Below are 16,203 nucleotides of genomic sequence, written 5' to 3'. Positions count from 1 at the left end.
AACATAATAACCCTTATTCTATGGCAAAATTTTTTTGTGCTAACACAGATGCAGGTTATTAATTTGAAACAGAAACAACCTTGTCGCCGGGGAGGATTCACTTTTAAGCAATTTTTTGTCGGCCATGACCGATGTGCAATGAAAGTAGGGACCGATGGTGTTCTATTGGGCGCGTGGGCTCCGGTTAGTGGCAAAAAAGCAATTTTGGATATCGGTTGCGGCAGCGGGTTAATTGCTTTGATGTTGGCACAGCGTACAGATGAGAATACCAAAATTGACGCAGTAGAACTGGATACCGATGCTGCATTACAGGCTCAAGAGAATATAGAGCAATCTCCGTGGCAGAGAAAAATAAATGTTTATCAGCAGGATATTGGTGATTTCGCTGATCGGTATTCAAAATGTTATGACTTGATTGTCAGTAATCCACCCTATTTTGAACCGGCTGTTGCTTGCCGGAATGAGGCAAGGGAACAGGCTCGTTATACCAGCACTCTAACTCATCAGCGGTTATTACAATATGTAGAGAAGTTGATGACACCTGATGGTCTGTTTTGTGTGGTATTGCCGTATGTTATTGGTGAAGTATTTGAAACAATGGCATGTCAGATGGGGTGGTTTTCTCATCATCGAGTCAATATCCGCGACAGGCAAGGTAAGCCATTACACCGGGTGTTATTGGCATTTTCCCGTAAGGAAGAAACGGGCTTAATCAGTGAATTGGTCATTCGTCAGCCAGATGGTATATATACACGGGAATTTCAGCAATTAGTCACGGATTTCTATCTCTATTATTGAAAGAATCACATTATTGAAAAAACCACGCCGGAGCGTGGTTATGCTGGTAAAAATCAAGGGGTTAAAATTGTTGGCTTCGATTCTGGCAGTAAATCGGGATAATCCAGCGTAAAATGCAGGCCCCGGCTCTCTTTCCTTTCCAGCGCACAACGTACGATTAATTCAGCGACTTGCACCAGATTGCGTAATTCCAGCAAATTATTAGAGATTCTGAAATTGGAATAATAATCATGAATCTCCTGTTGCAGCATATTAATACGACGCAATGCGCGTTCCAGGCGTTTGGTCGTACGCACAATACCAACGTAATCCCACATAAATAGACGTAATTCGTGCCAGTTGTGTTGAATGACGACTTGTTCATCTGAATTGTCAACACGGCTCTCATCCCAGAAAGGGAGTTCTGGCACCTCTTCGATTTTTTCAATTTGTTGTTGGATGTCTTCCGCCGCAGACCAGCCATAAACCAGACACTCCAACAGGGAATTGGATGCCATACGGTTTGCACCGTGCAGGCCAGTATAGCTGACTTCACCGATAGCATATAAGTTGTTGAGGTCAGTGTGGCCCTGATGATCGACGACTATGCCACCACAGGTGTAATGCGCGGCAGGAACGATGGGAATCGGTTCTTTTGTCAGATCAAATCCCAGCGTTAGCAGTTTTTCATAGATCATCGGAAAATGCTGGATAATGAAATCAGTTGGTTTATGGCTGATATCCAGAAACATGCAGTCAGCACCAAGGCGTTTCATTTCATGGTCAATAGCCCGTGCAACAATATCGCGGGGTGCCAGTTCAGCGCGCTCATCAAAATCAGGCATAAAGCGGCTGCCATCCGGTCGTTTCAGATAAGCACCTTCACCTCGCAGGGCTTCTGTTAGCAGGAAATTACGCGCCTGTGGGTGAAAAAGGCAGGTCGGGTGAAACTGGTTAAATTCCAGATTGGCGATACGGCAGCCCACGCGCCATGCCATTGCTATGCCATCACCAGATGAGATATCGGGATTCGTCGTGTACTGATAGACTTTAGCTGCACCACCGGTTGCCAGTACAACAACCTTAGCGCGATAGGTATCCACCTGTTCCTGCTGGCGGTTCCAAATATAAGCGCCAACGACCCGGTTATTACCATCGAATTGGGCTTTATTTGAAGTAATTAAATCAACTGCGTTGCAACGCTCTTTTACTGTGATGTTCGGATGAGACATGGTTTTTTCAACCAGTGTGGTTTCGACTTCTTTGCCGGTTGCATCAGCATGATGCAAAATACGCCGATGACTGTGTCCACCTTCACGGGTCAGATGATATTGCTTTTCGCCATCTTCACGGGTTTCTGTATCAAATAAAACACCCTGATCAATCAGCCATTGCACGCAATGACGAGCGCTGCTGGCGGTAAACTCAACGGCGCTTCTATCACAAAGTCCTGCTCCGGCGATAAGGGTATCTTCAACATGAGATGCGATACTGTCTGTTTTATCGAATACAGCGGCGATACCCCCCTGTGCATAATAGGATGCGCCTTCGCTGAGAATACTCTTACTTAATACAGTGACTTTATATTGTGAGGCCAGCCGTAAAGCTAGAGACAGACCAGCTACACCGCTGCCTATGATAAGGACATCGCTGTAATGTTGCGGGAATAATGATTTCATAATTGATGATGTATGAAGATGACGGGTAAAATCATGTTAACCTATCAGATAGGATAAAGGCTATGATTGCAACAAAATGATGACAGAAATTGAACTTCGCAGAATTTTATTACTCAAAGCCATGCTTGCTTAGAAAAACGGGACATCATGGTTGGTTCAATAAATATAAATGTGGAGCTTTGCTTCGGGAGATTTAACCTCGGATGAGCGAGCAGTTAACGGATCAAATGCTGGTTGAGCGAGTGCAGAAAGGTGATCAAAAGGCGTTTAACCTACTGGTAATCAGATATCAGCATAAAGTGGCGAGTCTTGTATCCCACTATATTCCGCAGGGTGATGTTCCTGACGTTGCGCAGGAGGCATTTATTAAAGCATATCGGGCATTGGCTTCGTTTCGTGGCGATAGTGCTTTTTATACTTGGTTGTATCGTATAGCAGTTAACACTGCGAAGAACTATTTGATTTCTCAAGGGCGGCGTCCGCCATCCAGTGATTTGGATGTCAATGACGTAGAAAATTATGAAGCTTCAAATGCACTAAAAGAAATTTCGAACCCTGAGAATTTAATGTTGTCAGAAGAGTTAAGGCAGGTGGTTTTCCGAACCATTGAGTCTCTTCCTGAAGATTTGCGAATGGCTATAACGCTAAGGGAATTAGATGGGTTAAGCTATGAAGAAATAGCGGCTGTTATGGGGTGTCCGGTAGGTACTGTTCGTTCCCGTATCTTCCGTGCAAGGGAAGCCATTGATGATAAAATTCAACCACTGATTTAAAATTAAAAATAGTGGAACAATACTGAAGGGTACTTTGACATGCAAAGAGAAAAACTTTCCGCACTGATGGATGGCGAAACTCTTGATAGTGAAGTCGTTAGTATTTTATCTAAAGATTCTGCCATGCAGAAACGCTGGGAAAATTACCACTTGATACGTGATGCATTGCGTGGTGATGTGACCGGAGTATTGCATATGGATATTGCGAGCCGGGTCGCATTAGCACTTGAAAAAGAACCTGTGCATTTTAACCCTGGGGCTGTTCCTGAATCTCAGCCGCAGCCAGAGACTTGGCAAAGAATGCCGTTTTGGCAAAAACTTCGCCCTTGGGCAAGTCAAATTACTCAAGTGGGTGTTGCGGCCTGTGTTTCGCTGGCAGTATTGATAGGTGTGCAACAATACAATAGTCATAATGCGGTGGATCTTGAATATCAATCTGATACGCCGGCATTTAACACATTGCCAATGATGGGATCTGCTTCTCCGGTGAGTTTGGGAGTGCCTTCCGGTGATGATATGTTTGGCAATGATCAGCGTATTCAGGTGCAGGAGCGTAATAAACGCATTAATATTATGCTGCAACAATATGAGTTCGACCGCCGTGTGCATTTTGAACAAAATGACAGACGGAGAATTCCATTACCGGTTGCTATTCCGGTTCCCGGAACGCAATCGTTAGGAACGCAACAGCCATAATGAAACATATCTGGTTCTCCGTCTCTTTGCTGGCGGGCAGCCTGTTTACTCCTTTACAAGTCTCGGCGCAATTCAGCAGCGCTGAGGCTTTGTTGCAGGAGATGGGTAATGCTACTCAGTCCCTGACTTACGAGCTTGCTTTTATTAATCTCAGTCAGCAGGCTATTGTCTCAGTTCGTTATCGTCACGCCATTATCAATGGTATTCCAATTGCTCAAATCATGCAGATGGATGGTTCCCGCAGGGAGATTGTCCAGCGTGGTAATGAGATCAGTTATTTTGAACCTGGATTGGATGCTTTCAGTCTTAATGGTGATCATATTATTGATTATTTACCTGCCGTTATTTTTGCTGACTTCACTCAGTTGAAAAAATACTACAATTTCATCGACGTTGGCCGTACTCATATAGGCGACAGACCTTGTCGGGTTGTACGCATCATTTCTAAAGATGAAGTGCGTTATAATTATATTTTACTGATCGATGAAAAAACGCATTTGCCATTACGTATCGATTTACTTGATCGTGATAGTGAAACACTTGAGCAATTTCGGGTTGTTTCCTCCATAATAGGTGGCGATATCGATAATGCAATGAGTGTTATTACCCGTCTGAATATGCCACCCATGCTGGTAATTCCATCGTCAGAAAAAGTGGTATTCAACTGGAAAGTAGGGAAATTGCCGGATGGTTTCACCGAGGTTTCACGTAATCGGCGTAAACTGTCAAATGTTGACTCGCTTGAGTCCATCATGTTCAGCGATGGTTTATTCAGTTTTTCAGTGAATGTGACTAATGCTGATAAAACCGGTAAGTTGGAACATCCTCTCCGACGCGGGCACCGAACGATCTATAGTGTAATACGTGGAGCTAATGAGGTGACAATTATTGGTGAATTACCTCTGGCAACCGCCAAGGGTGTTGCTGCGGGTGTCGCGTTTATAGGAGCTAACTGATGGTCAAAGAGTGGGCGACGGTAATCCGCTGGCAACAGGGGAGGGTATTATTACGTTATGGTTCCTCTTCTGGTTGTAGCAGTTGCCAGGCACGCACGACGTGCGGTTCTTATTTACTGAATAAATTGGGGTCTGATGGCATACATCAGCTCGAACTTGAGATTTTACAGCCGTTACAGCCAGGGCAGAAAGTGGAAGTCGGGATCCCGGAAGGGAACTTATTACGTTCAGCGTTGCTGGTTTATTTGACACCACTTATTGGGTTATTCCTGGGAGGGGCGCTTTTTCAGCTATGGGTAACCAATCAATTATGGGTATTTTGTGGTGGTGTTTTAGGAGGCGCATTAGGGTTCTTCCTTGCCCGCAAAGTTGCCTCTTATTGGGATAATCAGCAGGAATATCAACCCGTCGTTTTACAAATCGGCTTGCCTCCTGATGCAATTCATATTCAGCATCAGGAATAAATCTGTTTTAATCATCCAGAGCTTTTAATGCCTCATATTTAAAGCCACAGGCATGACTAGGTTTTCGTAGATTTGGCATGTAGAATACAGCCTTTCCGGCCGGTGGCCGGCCTATAAACCGTCGCTTTATGTCCCTCTGTGTGTCCATTAGGCGAATGATTCAGAAATATCAAGGCAGAAAAATATTTATAATGAAGCAAATACGAAATTTCTCCATTATTGCTCACATTGACCACGGTAAATCGACGTTATCTGACCGCATTATTCAAATTTGTGGTGGTTTAACAGATCGTGAGATGGCAGAGCAAGTGCTGGATTCTATGGATCTTGAGCGTGAGCGTGGTATCACCATTAAAGCACAAAGTGTCACTCTGGATTACAAGGCGAATGATGGTCAACTCTATCAATTGAACTTTATCGACACCCCGGGGCACGTAGACTTCTCCTATGAAGTTTCTCGCTCGTTGGCTGCCTGTGAAGGGGCGTTGCTGGTGGTTGATGCCGGACAGGGAGTGGAAGCTCAGACACTGGCTAACTGTTATACCGCGCTGGATATGGATCTGGAAGTTGTTCCTGTTCTGAACAAAATCGATTTACCGGCGGCTGAACCTGAGCGTGTGGCGGAAGAGATCGAAGATATCGTCGGTATTGATGCTACCGATGCCGTGCGTTGTTCAGCAAAAACGGGTGTAGGCGTACAGGACGTCATTGAGCGTTTGGTTAAGGAGATTCCAGCACCGGAAGGTGATTCTGATGCGCCGTTACAGGCACTGATTATCGACTCATGGTTTGATAACTACCTTGGTGTTGTCTCCCTGGTTCGGATTAAAAACGGTACCCTGCGTAAAGGCGACAAAATCAAGGTGATGAGTACCGGCCAAGTGTATAACGCTGATCGTCTCGGGATTTTCACTCCTAAGCGTGTTGACCGTGATGTGCTGGGTTGTGGTGAAGTGGGTTGGCTGGTGTGTGCGATTAAAGACATTCTTGGTGCACCCGTGGGGGACACATTGACACTGGCCCGGCAACCAGCGGAAAAACCACTCCCGGGATTTAAGAAAGTCAAGCCACAGGTTTATGCCGGGCTGTTTCCTATCAGCTCTGATGATTATGAAGGATTCCGTGACGCATTGGGTAAGTTGAGTCTGAATGACGCATCTTTGTTCTATGAACCGGAAAGCTCGACTGCACTGGGTTTTGGTTTCCGTTGTGGTTTCCTTGGTCTGCTGCATATGGAGATCATTCAGGAACGTCTGGAGCGTGAATATGATCTTGACCTCATTACCACTGCGCCAACTGTTGTTTATGAAGTGGAAACGACCAGCCATGATATTCTCTATGTGGACAGCCCATCTAAGCTGCCGCCACTGAATAATATTGAAGAGTTGCGTGAGCCGATTGCCGAGTGTCATATGTTGTTGCCCCAGGAATATTTGGGGAATGTCATTACGTTGTGTATTGAGAAACGTGGGGTGCAAACTAACATGGTTTACCATGGTAAACAGGTTGCACTGACTTACGAAATACCGATGGCTGAAGTGGTTTTGGATTTCTTCGACAGATTGAAATCTACATCCCGCGGTTATGCTTCACTGGATTATAATTTCACTCGCTTCCAAGCTTCTGATATGGTTCGTGTGGATGTGTTGATTAATGGTGAGCGAGTTGATGCATTAGCGTTGATTACTCACCGTGACAATGCGCAGTATCGTGGCCGGGAACTGGTGGAGAAGATGAAGGAACTCATTCCTCGTCAGCAATTTGACATCGCAATTCAGGCTGCGATTGGTAATCACATTATTGCTCGCTCAACAGTGAAGCAATTGCGTAAAAACGTCTTAGCGAAGTGTTATGGTGGTGACGTCAGCCGTAAGAAAAAGCTATTGCAGAAACAGAAAGAAGGTAAGAAACGCATGAAACAAGTGGGTAACGTTGAGTTACCACAAGAAGCTTTCTTAGCCATTCTTCATGTTGGAAAAGACCATTAATAAGCTTGTAAGGAGTCTAAATGGCTAACACTTTTGCCCTGATCCTAACGCTGGCAACGTTAGTCACCGGCATTATTTGGTGTATTGATCGTTTCAAATGGGCCCCAGCGCGTAAGAAAAAACTTATCAGATTGCAAGAGCTGACTGAAGGTACAATGGATCAGGAGCATCTGGCTGAGACTATTAACAAACCAACATGGGTGGATACTTGTGCATCTATTTTCCCTGTGTTAGCCGTGGTTCTGATCCTGCGCTCTTTTGTTTATGAGCCATTTCAGATCCCATCGGGTTCTATGATGCCCACTTTATTGATTGGTGATTTCATTCTGGTAGAGAAGTATGCATACGGGTTGAAAGATCCCATCACGCAAACAACACTGATCAAGACCGGTGAACCAAAACGTGGTGATATCGCAGTATTTAAATATCCGTTGGATCCAAGTTTTGACTATATCAAACGGGTAATTGGCTTACCGGGCGATAAAATTATTTATGATCCGATAAAAAAAGAGCTGCGGGTTTTCTCTGGTTGTAGCAAAACAGAAAGTTGTAAGGAAGAATTACCGGTTTCTTACGGTTCACTGTTCCCAAGTGAGTGGACAATGCAGCAGTATGGCGTTAACTCCAAGGGCGAAAACCTGAAAAAGATAGGTGTTTTCCAAATACCGGTTGAAGAAACATTACCACCTTACAGTCGGCGGCAAGGTGAGCGAATTGAGAATTTGGGAACGGCGACACACCATATTCTAGAGATTCCGGGTTTATTGCCGATGCCTAATTTCCGTCAGCCTGGTTTGCCGGAGGGAATGTGGATTGTACCCGAAGGCCACTATTTTATGATGGGTGACAACCGTGATAATAGCGCGGATAGCCGTGAGTGGGGCTTTGTTCCTGAGAAAAATCTGGTTGGCCGCGCTTCAGCGATTTGGATGAGTTTTGAGAAACAGGAAGGAGAATGGCCTACCGGAGTTCGCTTTAGCCGCATTGGTGGAATTAATTAATATTTCTATATTAGCGAAGCATTAATTTTACTCACAGTGTAGAATATCCTTTCAAACTTAATAACTGGCTCCCCTAAGGAGCCAGTGCAAACGCAACAGTTTTGTCAGAATTTCCTGTAACAGGTCTGTTGCGTGTGCGTTTTTATTTGACGAATTCTGACCTATATTTGGTAGCACATGAATCCCATCGTAATTAACAGATTGCAGCGTAAGCTGGGGTACACTTTTGATCAGCATGATCTGCTGGTACAAGCGTTAACTCATCGTAGTGCCAGCAGTAAACATAACGAGCGGCTGGAGTTTCTTGGTGACTCAATTCTGAGCTTTGTCATTGCCAATGCACTGTATCATCGCTTTCCTCGTGTCGATGAGGGGGATATGAGCCGGATGCGCGCCACATTGGTGCGTGGTAATACTTTGGCTGAATTGGCAAGGGAATTTGAATTAGGTGAATGTCTGCGTTTAGGGCCAGGTGAATTGAAAAGCGGCGGCTTCCGTCGTGAATCTATACTGGCTGATACGGTTGAAGCACTGATTGGTGCTATTTTCCTTGATAGCGATATTCAGACCATTGAAAGAATTATTTTGAGCTGGTACGAAACCCGCCTGAATGAAATCAGCCCTGGTGACAAACAAAAAGATCCGAAAACCCGTTTACAGGAATACCTGCAAGGGCATCACCTGCCCCTGCCATCATATCTGGTTGTTATGGTTCGTGGTGAAGCCCATGACCAGGAATTTACTATTCACTGTCAAGTGAGTGGTATCGAACAGCCGGTTAAAGGAACAGGCTCCAGCCGCCGCAAAGCAGAGCAGGCGGCGGCGGAGCAAGCATTAAAACAACTGGAGCTTGAATGAGCGAACAAGAAACCTATTGCGGATTTGTTGCAATAGTCGGACGACCTAATGTAGGTAAATCTACATTGCTGAATCAGCTTTTAGGTCAGAAAGTATCTATCACTTCCCGCAAACCGCAGACTACCCGTCACCGTATTATTGGCATTCACACTGAGGGTGCTTATCAGATCATTTATGTGGATACTCCCGGATTGCATATTGAAGAGAAACGGGCGATTAACCGGTTGATGAACCGTGCGGCCAGTAGCTCTATCGGTGATGTGGAGCTGGTCATTTTTGTTGTTGAAGGGACTCACTGGACCTCCGATGACGAAATGGTCGTGAATAAACTGCGTAGCTTGCATTGTCCGGTTTTACTGGCTATCAATAAAGTGGATAACGTGACGGATAAAGCCACCCTGTTGCCACATATTGGTTTCCTCAGCAAACAGATGAACTTCCTTGATGTTGTACCGATGAGTGCTGAAAAAGGCATGAACGTAGATACGATCGCAAAAATTGTGCGCGGACATATGCCGAAAGCAACTCACCATTTTCCGGAAGATTATATTACTGATCGCTCCCAGCGTTTTATGGCGTCTGAAATTATCCGAGAAAAACTCATGCGTTTTCTCGGTGATGAATTACCCTATTCTGTCACGGTTGAAATTGAGCAGTTCGTGGTGAATGAGCGCGGTGATTACAAGATCCACGGTTTAATTCTGGTTGAGCGTGAAGGCCAGAAGAAAATGGTTATCGGTAATAAAGGCAGTAAAATTAAAACTATTGGTATTGAAGCCCGTCAGGACATGGAAAGACTGTTTGATGTTAAAGTCCATTTGGAACTGTGGGTTAAAGTTAAAGCGGGCTGGGCTGATGACGAGCGGGCACTGCGTAGCCTGGGTTACGTCGATGATTTGAAATAAGGGCTCACCTGTGGACGGTTGGCAGCGTGTTTTTGTTCTTCATGGGCGTCCTTACAGTGAAACTAGTCTGTTACTGGATCTGTTTACTGAAAATGAAGGACGGATCAGTGTATTGGCAAAAGGTGCACGCAGCCGTCGTTCCAATCTTAAAGGCTGCTTGCAGCCATTTACTCCGTTACTGGTTCGTTGGAGTGGTCGGGGGGCAATTAAAACGCTGCGTGATGCAGATCCTATCTCTCTCGCCCTTCCTCTTACCGGCAGCGTGTTGTACAGCGGTTTATATATCAATGAATTGTTGTCAAGAGTGCTTGAACAGGGAACGGCTTATCCCGCTTTATTCTTTGATTATCTCCAGTGTTTGCAGATTCTTGCTGCCAGCGAATATACACCGGAACATGCATTACGCCGGTTTGAGCTGGCGTTGTTGGCAAATCTTGGTTATGGCGTTGATTATCTTCATTGTGCAGGAAGTGGCGAACCTGTGGACGATACAATGACTTACCGTTATAGAGAAGAAAAAGGATTTATCGCCAGTCTGGTTGTTGATCACTACAGTTTTACCGGGCGTGAATTAAAATCACTGGCCGCCCGTGAATTCCCTGATTCAGTAACATTAAAAGCAGCAAAGCGTTTCACCCGTATGGCTTTAAAACCTTATCTAGGTGGCAAGCCTCTAAAAAGTCGTGAGTTATTTCGGCAGTTTGTATGTAAAAAGCCTGAAGAGAAAGAAAACTAATGAATTTGTTTCTCTTCATAATGGAAAGTGTAAACTTGTTACTATTCAATATGACTACAGGAGATAAATATGGCTGAGGTATTGTTAGGTATTAACATCGATCACATTGCGACAGTGCGCAATGCCCGTGGCACAGTTTATCCTGACCCTATTCAGGCTGCTTTTATTGCAGAGCAGGCGGGTGCGGATGGTATTACTATTCATTTACGTGAAGATCGCCGTCATATTACTGATCGGGATGTTGAACTGCTGAATGAAACTATCCAGACCCGGATGAATCTTGAAATGGCCGTGACAGATGAAATGATAGATATCGCCTGTCATATCAAGCCTAAATTTTGCTGTCTGGTGCCTGAGAAACGTCGGGAAGTAACAACAGAAGGGGGTTTAGATGTTATTGGTCAGAAAGATAAAGTGGTTGAGGCGATTAAGCGTTTATCTGACGCGGGTATTCTTGTTTCGTTATTTATCGATGCGGATCACCAGCAGATTGATGCTGCTAGTGAGGTTGGTGCACCGTTTATTGAGATTCACACAGGTGCTTATGCTGATGCAGAAGATGAAATAGAACAGGAAAAAGAGTTCCAGCGTATTAAAGAAGCTGTTACCTATGCTGCTGGCAAGGGGCTGAAAGTTAATGCGGGCCATGGACTAACGTATAATAACGTACAACGTATTGCTGCTCTGCCGGAAATTTATGAACTGAATATTGGTCATGCAATAATTGGGCGGGCGGTATTCAGTGGCTTGGCTGCTGCGGTGGCAGATATGAAAACTGAGATACGGAAAGCTCACCGTTAATGGCTATTATTGGGTTAGGTACAGATATTGTTGAAATTGCCCGTATTGAGGGTGTTGTCGGACGCTCGGGTGAGCGTCTGGCAAAACGCATTCTCAGTGAATCAGAATGGCAGCAATATCAGCAACATGAAAAACCGGTTCGTTTTCTGGCTAAACGTTTTGCAGTAAAAGAAGCCGCGGCAAAAGCGTTGGGAACCGGTATCCGTAATGGGCTGGCATTTAACCAGTTTGAAGTGCTTAATGATTCTCTGGGAAAACCTATTCTGCGGCTCTATGGTGCAGCCGCAGAATTGGCACATAAACTGGGGGTAACCTCTTTGCATGTCACATTGGCTGATGAGCGTCGTTACGCTTGCGCGACAGTTATTCTGGAAAGTTAATTTCAGATTTTATCGGTATGATGCAATAGCACAAATTTATCCCACAATTGTTCTTCTGTTTCCTGGCGGCCGGGATCGGTAATAATCGTATTGTTTATCGGACAGACTGACTGGCAAGTAGGAGCATCATAATGGCCGATGCATTCAGTGCAACGGTCAGAATTGATTTCATAAATTTCATCTCCCATTGATATAGCCTGATTGGGACATTCTGGTTCGCACATATCACAATTGATACAGCTCTTTTTGATTAATAACGACATTTTAATAAATTAACTTATTCTTTGTTTTAAATCAGTGTGTTATTGATAGTTTTTATTCCTTGATATTACACACTTCTTATATTTCTATACAACATAAATTACATTGAAAAACTTTGTTGAGATGGTTTTTAGGTATGAGCGCTTTGAGGGAGAGTTTCAGGCGGAAAGATCTGTCTGAGGGGGGCGTTCTTAACATGACGGCCAGCTCCGTTTGGTGAACGGAGCTTAATTGAAACAAAATGCCGGATGAAAAACCAGCACTTTGTCAGTCATCTGAGCCTTCCAGACTGGAAGGCTTTTATTCAAAATTTTGCTTTAATATCAACGCCATCGGCATTCACATCTTTAATATGTTCTTTTGTCAGCCGGTAAACAACCGGACTTAACAGTGCTATTGCAATCAGATTCGGGATTGCCATCATTGCATTTAATGTATCGGCCAGTAACCAAACGAAATCCAACGATTGAGTAGCACCAACCATTAAAGCAATAATCCATACCACACGGAAAGGTGTGATTGCTTTTTGTCCAAATAGATACTGAATGCATTTTTCACCGTAGAAACTCCAGCCAAGAATCGTAGTAAAGGCAAATATTATCAAAGCGCCTGCTACAATATAGTTTCCACCAGGAATCGTCGCAGAGAAAGAGGCCGCTGTTAGTGTCGCACCAGTCTGACCGGTTAACCAACCACCCGTAATGACGATAGTAAAGCCAGTGATAGAACAAACAATAATAGTGTCAATGAAAGTCCCAAGCATGGCAATCAACCCCTGACGAACTGGGTTTTGGGTTTTCGCTGTTGCATGAGCAATCGGCGCACTTCCCAACCCCGCTTCGTTAGAGAAAATTCCCCGGGCCACACCAAAACGAATTGCTGCCCATACTGCCGCACCAGCAAAGCCACCTTGGGCGGCAACAGGTGTAAATGCAGATTTAACAATCAGAGCAAACGCAGCAGGAATTTCACTGAAATTCACGCCCAGAACAATGATCCCAGCAGCTAAGTAGGCAACCGTCATAAATGGTACTAATTTACCTGCAACATCAGCAATACGTTTAATACCACCGATAAGTACTGCACCAACTAGAATCGCCAGTACTATGGCGGTTACCATGGTAGAAACACCGAAGTTACTTTGCATTACATCAGCAACAGAATTTGCCTGTACGGTATTACCGATCCCAAAACAGGCAATACTGCCAAATACCGCGAACAGCGTTCCCAACCAGGCCCACTTTTTACCCAGGCCATTTTTTATATAATACATAGGGCCACCAACATAGTGACCATTTTTATCAACCTCACGGAAACGGACCGCCAATACAGCCTCTGAATATTTAGTCGCCATGCCAACTAATGCGGTTATCCACATCCAAAACAGGGCACCTGGCCCACCTAATACAACCGCAGTAGCCACACCGGCAATATTACCTGTACCAATGGTGGCAGAAAGTGCAGTCATCAGTGCGTTAAACGGCGATATCTGCCCTTCTCCCCGCTGATGATTACGCTCAAACAGTAATTTAAAGCCCGTGCCCAGTTTACGTATAGGCAGAAAAGAGAGACGGATCTGCATGAAGATCCCAACCCCGAAAAGACCGACCATCATCGGTATTCCCAACACGACCCCGTTAATAGCACTTAGCCATTCTGTGATTAGCCCCATAGATTAGATGCCCTCAGATATTCCATAACAAAATAACAACATATGCGCAGCAATCTAAATAAAAGAATATTTACAGAAAATAAGCGAGGAAAAATTCCGTAAAAAAGGAAAAAGATTTGATACTTGTGAGTGATATCACTCGATAGAATTTTAAGATAGGATACCCCAAATTTGTTATACCAAATCCATCACGAAATTTTCACATCTGCCCCTCTCTCTTGAATATTAATAACTTACTGATACACCTAACTCTTTTAACTAACTAAAATAAATATCAATTTACATACTTAATTTTTCTGTTAATTAATGAGCTTCTTTGTATTATTTTTAAAAAATAATGAGTTAAACAAATAACATCTCAGCATAAATTATCAAAAATTTTTAAGAAAAATCCTTTCTCCATCTATCGTATTTTCCCTCTTAAACAAACCATTATCTGGAATAGGTTTATTACAACAGCCAACAAAACAATAGAAAAATATGTGCAGTATTTTTTATCATCATAAAATTACTAAATCTTTCTCGAGCCACTTCACAATAATTGAATAACCTTATTGTGTTATTGTTCCATTCAACTCATTTTGTCGGCTTAAGTTAACGAATAAGAGGAGGATCACATGATGGAACAACAATATTTCATTGGTATTGATGTTGGTTCAGCCCGTGTCCGTACTGCGGTTTTTGACCAGCACGGCAAACGACATGCATTCTCTGTCCTCCCTATTCAACAATTTCATCCAAAAACCGATTTTATCGAACAATCTTCTGAGAATATTTGGGCACAAGTGTGTGCAACAGTAAAAGAAGCTGTCACATTGGCGAATATTAATCCCCTTGATGTTAAGTCAATCGGTTTCGATGCTACCTGTTCACTAGTCGCTGTAGCGAATGAAGGGCTGCCGCTTTCTGTAGCTGAAAATGGGGATCCTGAACACGACATCATCATGTGGATGGATCATCGGGCAACCAAAGAAACCATCACGATAAATCAGACTAATGATCCGGCACTATGCTATGTGGGTGGTGAAGTCAGCCCTGAAATGGAACTACCGAAGATATTATGGCTAAAAAACCATTTTCCTCAGCGTTATCAGGATGTATGGCGTTTCTTTGATTTAGCCGATTTTTTAGTGTGGAAGGCCACTGCCGCTGATGTAGCCAGTATCTGTACTCTTACCTGTAAATGGAACTATCTGGCTCATCAAAAACAGTTCAGCGAAGATCTACTTCATGTGGTGGGTTTAGAAGATTTAACCGATAAAGTTCCATCTACCATTCTTGAGATTGGCGAGAAAGCCGGTTATCTGACCGCTAAAGTGGCTAAGGATTTTGGGCTACACACAGGAGTTGTTGTCGCCGGTGGTATTATCGATGCACATGCGGGTGGGTTAGCACTGGCCGGTGCATATCCAGAAGGCAGTCTGGTCATTATCAGTGGAACTTCAAACTGCCACATGATTGTCAGTCCCCATCCTGTCATGGTTCCAGGTGTCTGGGGACCTTATTTCGGCGCAATGCTACCCGGTTACTGGCTCAACGAAGGTGGGCAAAGCGCCGCTGGTGCATTGGTTGAATGGTCAATTCGCCAGCATAACAGCTGGCAGGAGCTGGAAGCAGAAGCTAAGGCATCCGGTCATCAATACTACCAGCTACTGAATGAAGCCGTTGCGCGGTTAGAAAAACAAGAAAAATACCCAACTGTTTATTTACATATTTTAGCTGACCATCACGGCAACCGTTCACCAAGGGTAAACCCTAACGCCAAGGGAATGGTAAGTGGGCTCACGCTGGAAAATGATCGTGACGCCTTGGCCCGTCATTACCTGGCAACACTGCAATCTATCGCTTATGGCACTCGTCACATTATTGATGCATTAGTAGAAGCCGGGCACCAGATAAACAGGCTGGCTATATGTGGGGGCGCAACCAAAAACCCATTATGGTTACGTGAATACGCCAACGCCACCGGACGTGAAATTCATCTGCCTCAGGAAGAGGATGCAGTCAATCTTGGTTCTGCTTTGCTTGGTACTGTTGCCTGCGGTTTTTTTGAAGACTTCACTCAGGCAGCAAAATCGATGGTACGTGACGGCAGCGTTATCAAACCGGAAAAAGAGACCTTTTTATTTCATCAGGCTAAATATCAAGTCTATCTGCAAATGTACCGTGACCAACAACAATATAACAAAATTATGCAAACCTGCGGTTAATCTTTAATAATAAAAACCGGAATATAGCAGAATAGAACACATATTC

At 44.2% G+C, this 16,203-nt stretch carries 16 protein-coding genes; 13 read left to right on the top strand and 3 right to left on the bottom strand.

What is annotated here, in order from left to right:
• Nucleotides 1-48 precede the first annotated feature (48 nt).
• Nucleotides 49-798: a tRNA(1)(Val) (adenine(37)-N(6))-methyltransferase TrmN gene (gene trmN / locus C5471_RS04860; protein ID WP_133815394.1), complete on the top strand. Its 750-nt coding sequence runs from the start codon at nucleotides 49-51 to the stop codon at nucleotides 796-798.
• A gap of 53 nt (nucleotides 799-851) precedes the next feature.
• Here trmN and nadB read toward each other — a convergent pair whose 3' ends face one another.
• Nucleotides 852-2,456 carry an L-aspartate oxidase gene (gene nadB, locus C5471_RS04855; RefSeq protein WP_133815350.1) on the bottom strand — a complete coding sequence of 535 codons (1,605 nt, stop codon included), beginning with the start codon at nucleotides 2,454-2,456 and terminating at the stop codon, nucleotides 852-854.
• A 203-nt stretch (nucleotides 2,457-2,659) separates the two neighbouring features.
• Here nadB and rpoE point away from each other — a divergent pair, with 203 nt between their 5' ends.
• The 11 genes from rpoE to acpS all read left to right on the top strand — a co-directional run bounded on the left by rpoE (nucleotide 2,660) and on the right by acpS (nucleotide 12,014).
• Nucleotides 2,660-3,229, top strand: a complete 570-nt coding sequence (rpoE, locus tag C5471_RS04850) for an RNA polymerase sigma factor RpoE (protein ID WP_133815349.1) — start codon at nucleotides 2,660-2,662, stop codon at nucleotides 3,227-3,229.
• 39 nt (nucleotides 3,230-3,268) lie between these two features.
• Entirely contained in the window at nucleotides 3,269-3,925 is a 657-nt protein-coding gene (gene rseA, locus C5471_RS04845) for an anti-sigma-E factor RseA (RefSeq protein ID WP_133815348.1), read from the top strand.
• A complete protein-coding gene (rseB, locus tag C5471_RS04840; protein WP_133815347.1) occupies nucleotides 3,925-4,881 on the top strand; it encodes a sigma-E factor regulatory protein RseB in 957 nt (318 codons plus the stop codon). The genes rseA and rseB overlap by 1 nt, the downstream gene beginning before the upstream one ends.
• Nucleotides 4,881-5,345, top strand: coding sequence for a SoxR-reducing system protein RseC (gene rseC / locus C5471_RS04835; RefSeq protein WP_133815346.1), 465 nt, complete (start codon nucleotides 4,881-4,883; stop codon nucleotides 5,343-5,345). The genes rseB and rseC overlap by 1 nt, the downstream gene beginning before the upstream one ends.
• A 191-nt stretch (nucleotides 5,346-5,536) precedes the next feature.
• Complete coding sequence (lepA, locus tag C5471_RS04830) at nucleotides 5,537-7,333, top strand: translation elongation factor 4 (RefSeq protein ID WP_133815345.1); 1,797 nt, start codon at nucleotides 5,537-5,539, stop codon at nucleotides 7,331-7,333.
• Between the two features lie 20 nt (nucleotides 7,334-7,353).
• Nucleotides 7,354-8,334, top strand: a complete 981-nt coding sequence (lepB, locus tag C5471_RS04825; protein WP_133815344.1) for a signal peptidase I — start codon at nucleotides 7,354-7,356, stop codon at nucleotides 8,332-8,334.
• A 177-nt stretch (nucleotides 8,335-8,511) separates the two neighbouring features.
• Complete coding sequence (gene rnc, locus C5471_RS04820; protein ID WP_021324758.1) at nucleotides 8,512-9,192, top strand: ribonuclease III; 681 nt, start codon at nucleotides 8,512-8,514, stop codon at nucleotides 9,190-9,192.
• Nucleotides 9,189-10,097 (top strand): GTPase Era, encoded by a 909-nt coding sequence (gene era / locus C5471_RS04815; RefSeq protein WP_133815343.1) that lies wholly within the window; start codon nucleotides 9,189-9,191, stop codon nucleotides 10,095-10,097. The genes rnc and era overlap by 4 nt, the downstream gene beginning before the upstream one ends.
• A gap of 10 nt (nucleotides 10,098-10,107) precedes the next feature.
• Nucleotides 10,108-10,833, top strand: a complete 726-nt coding sequence (recO, locus tag C5471_RS04810) for a DNA repair protein RecO (protein ID WP_133815342.1) — start codon at nucleotides 10,108-10,110, stop codon at nucleotides 10,831-10,833.
• Nucleotides 10,834-10,902: 69 nt separating this feature from the next.
• On the top strand, nucleotides 10,903-11,634 hold the full coding sequence (gene pdxJ, locus C5471_RS04805) for a pyridoxine 5'-phosphate synthase (RefSeq protein WP_133815341.1): 732 nt from the start codon (nucleotides 10,903-10,905) through the stop codon (nucleotides 11,632-11,634).
• The gene (gene acpS, locus C5471_RS04800; protein WP_133815340.1) at nucleotides 11,634-12,014 is read left to right on the top strand and encodes a holo-ACP synthase; all 381 of its coding nucleotides are present in this window, start codon (nucleotides 11,634-11,636) and stop codon (nucleotides 12,012-12,014) included. The genes pdxJ and acpS overlap by 1 nt, the downstream gene beginning before the upstream one ends.
• Nucleotides 12,015-12,016: 2 nt before the next feature.
• On the opposite strand, the gene C5471_RS04795 is transcribed toward acpS, so the two are convergent.
• Nucleotides 12,017-12,277 carry a YfhL family 4Fe-4S dicluster ferredoxin gene (locus C5471_RS04795; RefSeq protein WP_133815339.1) on the bottom strand — a complete coding sequence of 87 codons (261 nt, stop codon included), beginning with the start codon at nucleotides 12,275-12,277 and terminating at the stop codon, nucleotides 12,017-12,019.
• A gap of 302 nt (nucleotides 12,278-12,579) precedes the next feature.
• Nucleotides 12,580-13,947, bottom strand: a complete 1,368-nt coding sequence (locus C5471_RS04790) for an alanine/glycine:cation symporter family protein (protein ID WP_133815338.1) — start codon at nucleotides 13,945-13,947, stop codon at nucleotides 12,580-12,582.
• 620 nt (nucleotides 13,948-14,567) lie between these two features.
• On the opposite strand from C5471_RS04790, the gene C5471_RS04785 reads away from it, so the two are divergent.
• The gene (locus tag C5471_RS04785) at nucleotides 14,568-16,157 is read left to right on the top strand and encodes an FGGY-family carbohydrate kinase (protein WP_133815393.1); all 1,590 of its coding nucleotides are present in this window, start codon (nucleotides 14,568-14,570) and stop codon (nucleotides 16,155-16,157) included.
• The last annotated feature ends 46 nt before the right edge of the window (nucleotides 16,158-16,203 follow it).

Source organism: Photorhabdus tasmaniensis, assembly GCF_011189505.1.
In the GTDB taxonomy this organism is placed as follows: Bacteria; Pseudomonadota; Gammaproteobacteria; order Enterobacterales; family Enterobacteriaceae; genus Photorhabdus; species Photorhabdus tasmaniensis.
Note: the sequence above shows the minus strand (reverse complement) of the source record. Positions and strands in the feature narration are given on the sequence as shown.

What these genes read in the sequence shown, in the direction of transcription:
- C5471_RS04795 (WP_133815339.1), bottom strand. Translation starts at nt 12,277, where the DNA reads ATGTCGTTATTAATCAAAAAGAGCTGTATCAATTGTGATATGTGCGAA.
- pdxJ (WP_133815341.1), top strand. Translation starts at nt 10,903, where the DNA reads ATGGCTGAGGTATTGTTAGGTATTAACATCGATCACATTGCGACAGTG.
- lepA (WP_133815345.1), top strand. Translation starts at nt 5,537, where the DNA reads ATGAAGCAAATACGAAATTTCTCCATTATTGCTCACATTGACCACGGT.
- rseA (WP_133815348.1), top strand. Translation starts at nt 3,269, where the DNA reads ATGCAAAGAGAAAAACTTTCCGCACTGATGGATGGCGAAACTCTTGAT.
- C5471_RS04785 (WP_133815393.1), top strand. Translation starts at nt 14,568, where the DNA reads ATGGAACAACAATATTTCATTGGTATTGATGTTGGTTCAGCCCGTGTC.
- era (WP_133815343.1), top strand. Translation starts at nt 9,189, where the DNA reads ATGAGCGAACAAGAAACCTATTGCGGATTTGTTGCAATAGTCGGACGA.
- nadB (WP_133815350.1), bottom strand. Translation starts at nt 2,456, where the DNA reads ATGAAATCATTATTCCCGCAACATTACAGCGATGTCCTTATCATAGGC.
- rseC (WP_133815346.1), top strand. Translation starts at nt 4,881, where the DNA reads ATGGTCAAAGAGTGGGCGACGGTAATCCGCTGGCAACAGGGGAGGGTA.
- rseB (WP_133815347.1), top strand. Translation starts at nt 3,925, where the DNA reads ATGAAACATATCTGGTTCTCCGTCTCTTTGCTGGCGGGCAGCCTGTTT.
- rpoE (WP_133815349.1), top strand. Translation starts at nt 2,660, where the DNA reads ATGAGCGAGCAGTTAACGGATCAAATGCTGGTTGAGCGAGTGCAGAAA.
- C5471_RS04790 (WP_133815338.1), bottom strand. Translation starts at nt 13,947, where the DNA reads ATGGGGCTAATCACAGAATGGCTAAGTGCTATTAACGGGGTCGTGTTG.
- rnc (WP_021324758.1), top strand. Translation starts at nt 8,512, where the DNA reads ATGAATCCCATCGTAATTAACAGATTGCAGCGTAAGCTGGGGTACACT.
- trmN (WP_133815394.1), top strand. Translation starts at nt 49, where the DNA reads ATGCAGGTTATTAATTTGAAACAGAAACAACCTTGTCGCCGGGGAGGA.
- acpS (WP_133815340.1), top strand. Translation starts at nt 11,634, where the DNA reads ATGGCTATTATTGGGTTAGGTACAGATATTGTTGAAATTGCCCGTATT.
- lepB (WP_133815344.1), top strand. Translation starts at nt 7,354, where the DNA reads ATGGCTAACACTTTTGCCCTGATCCTAACGCTGGCAACGTTAGTCACC.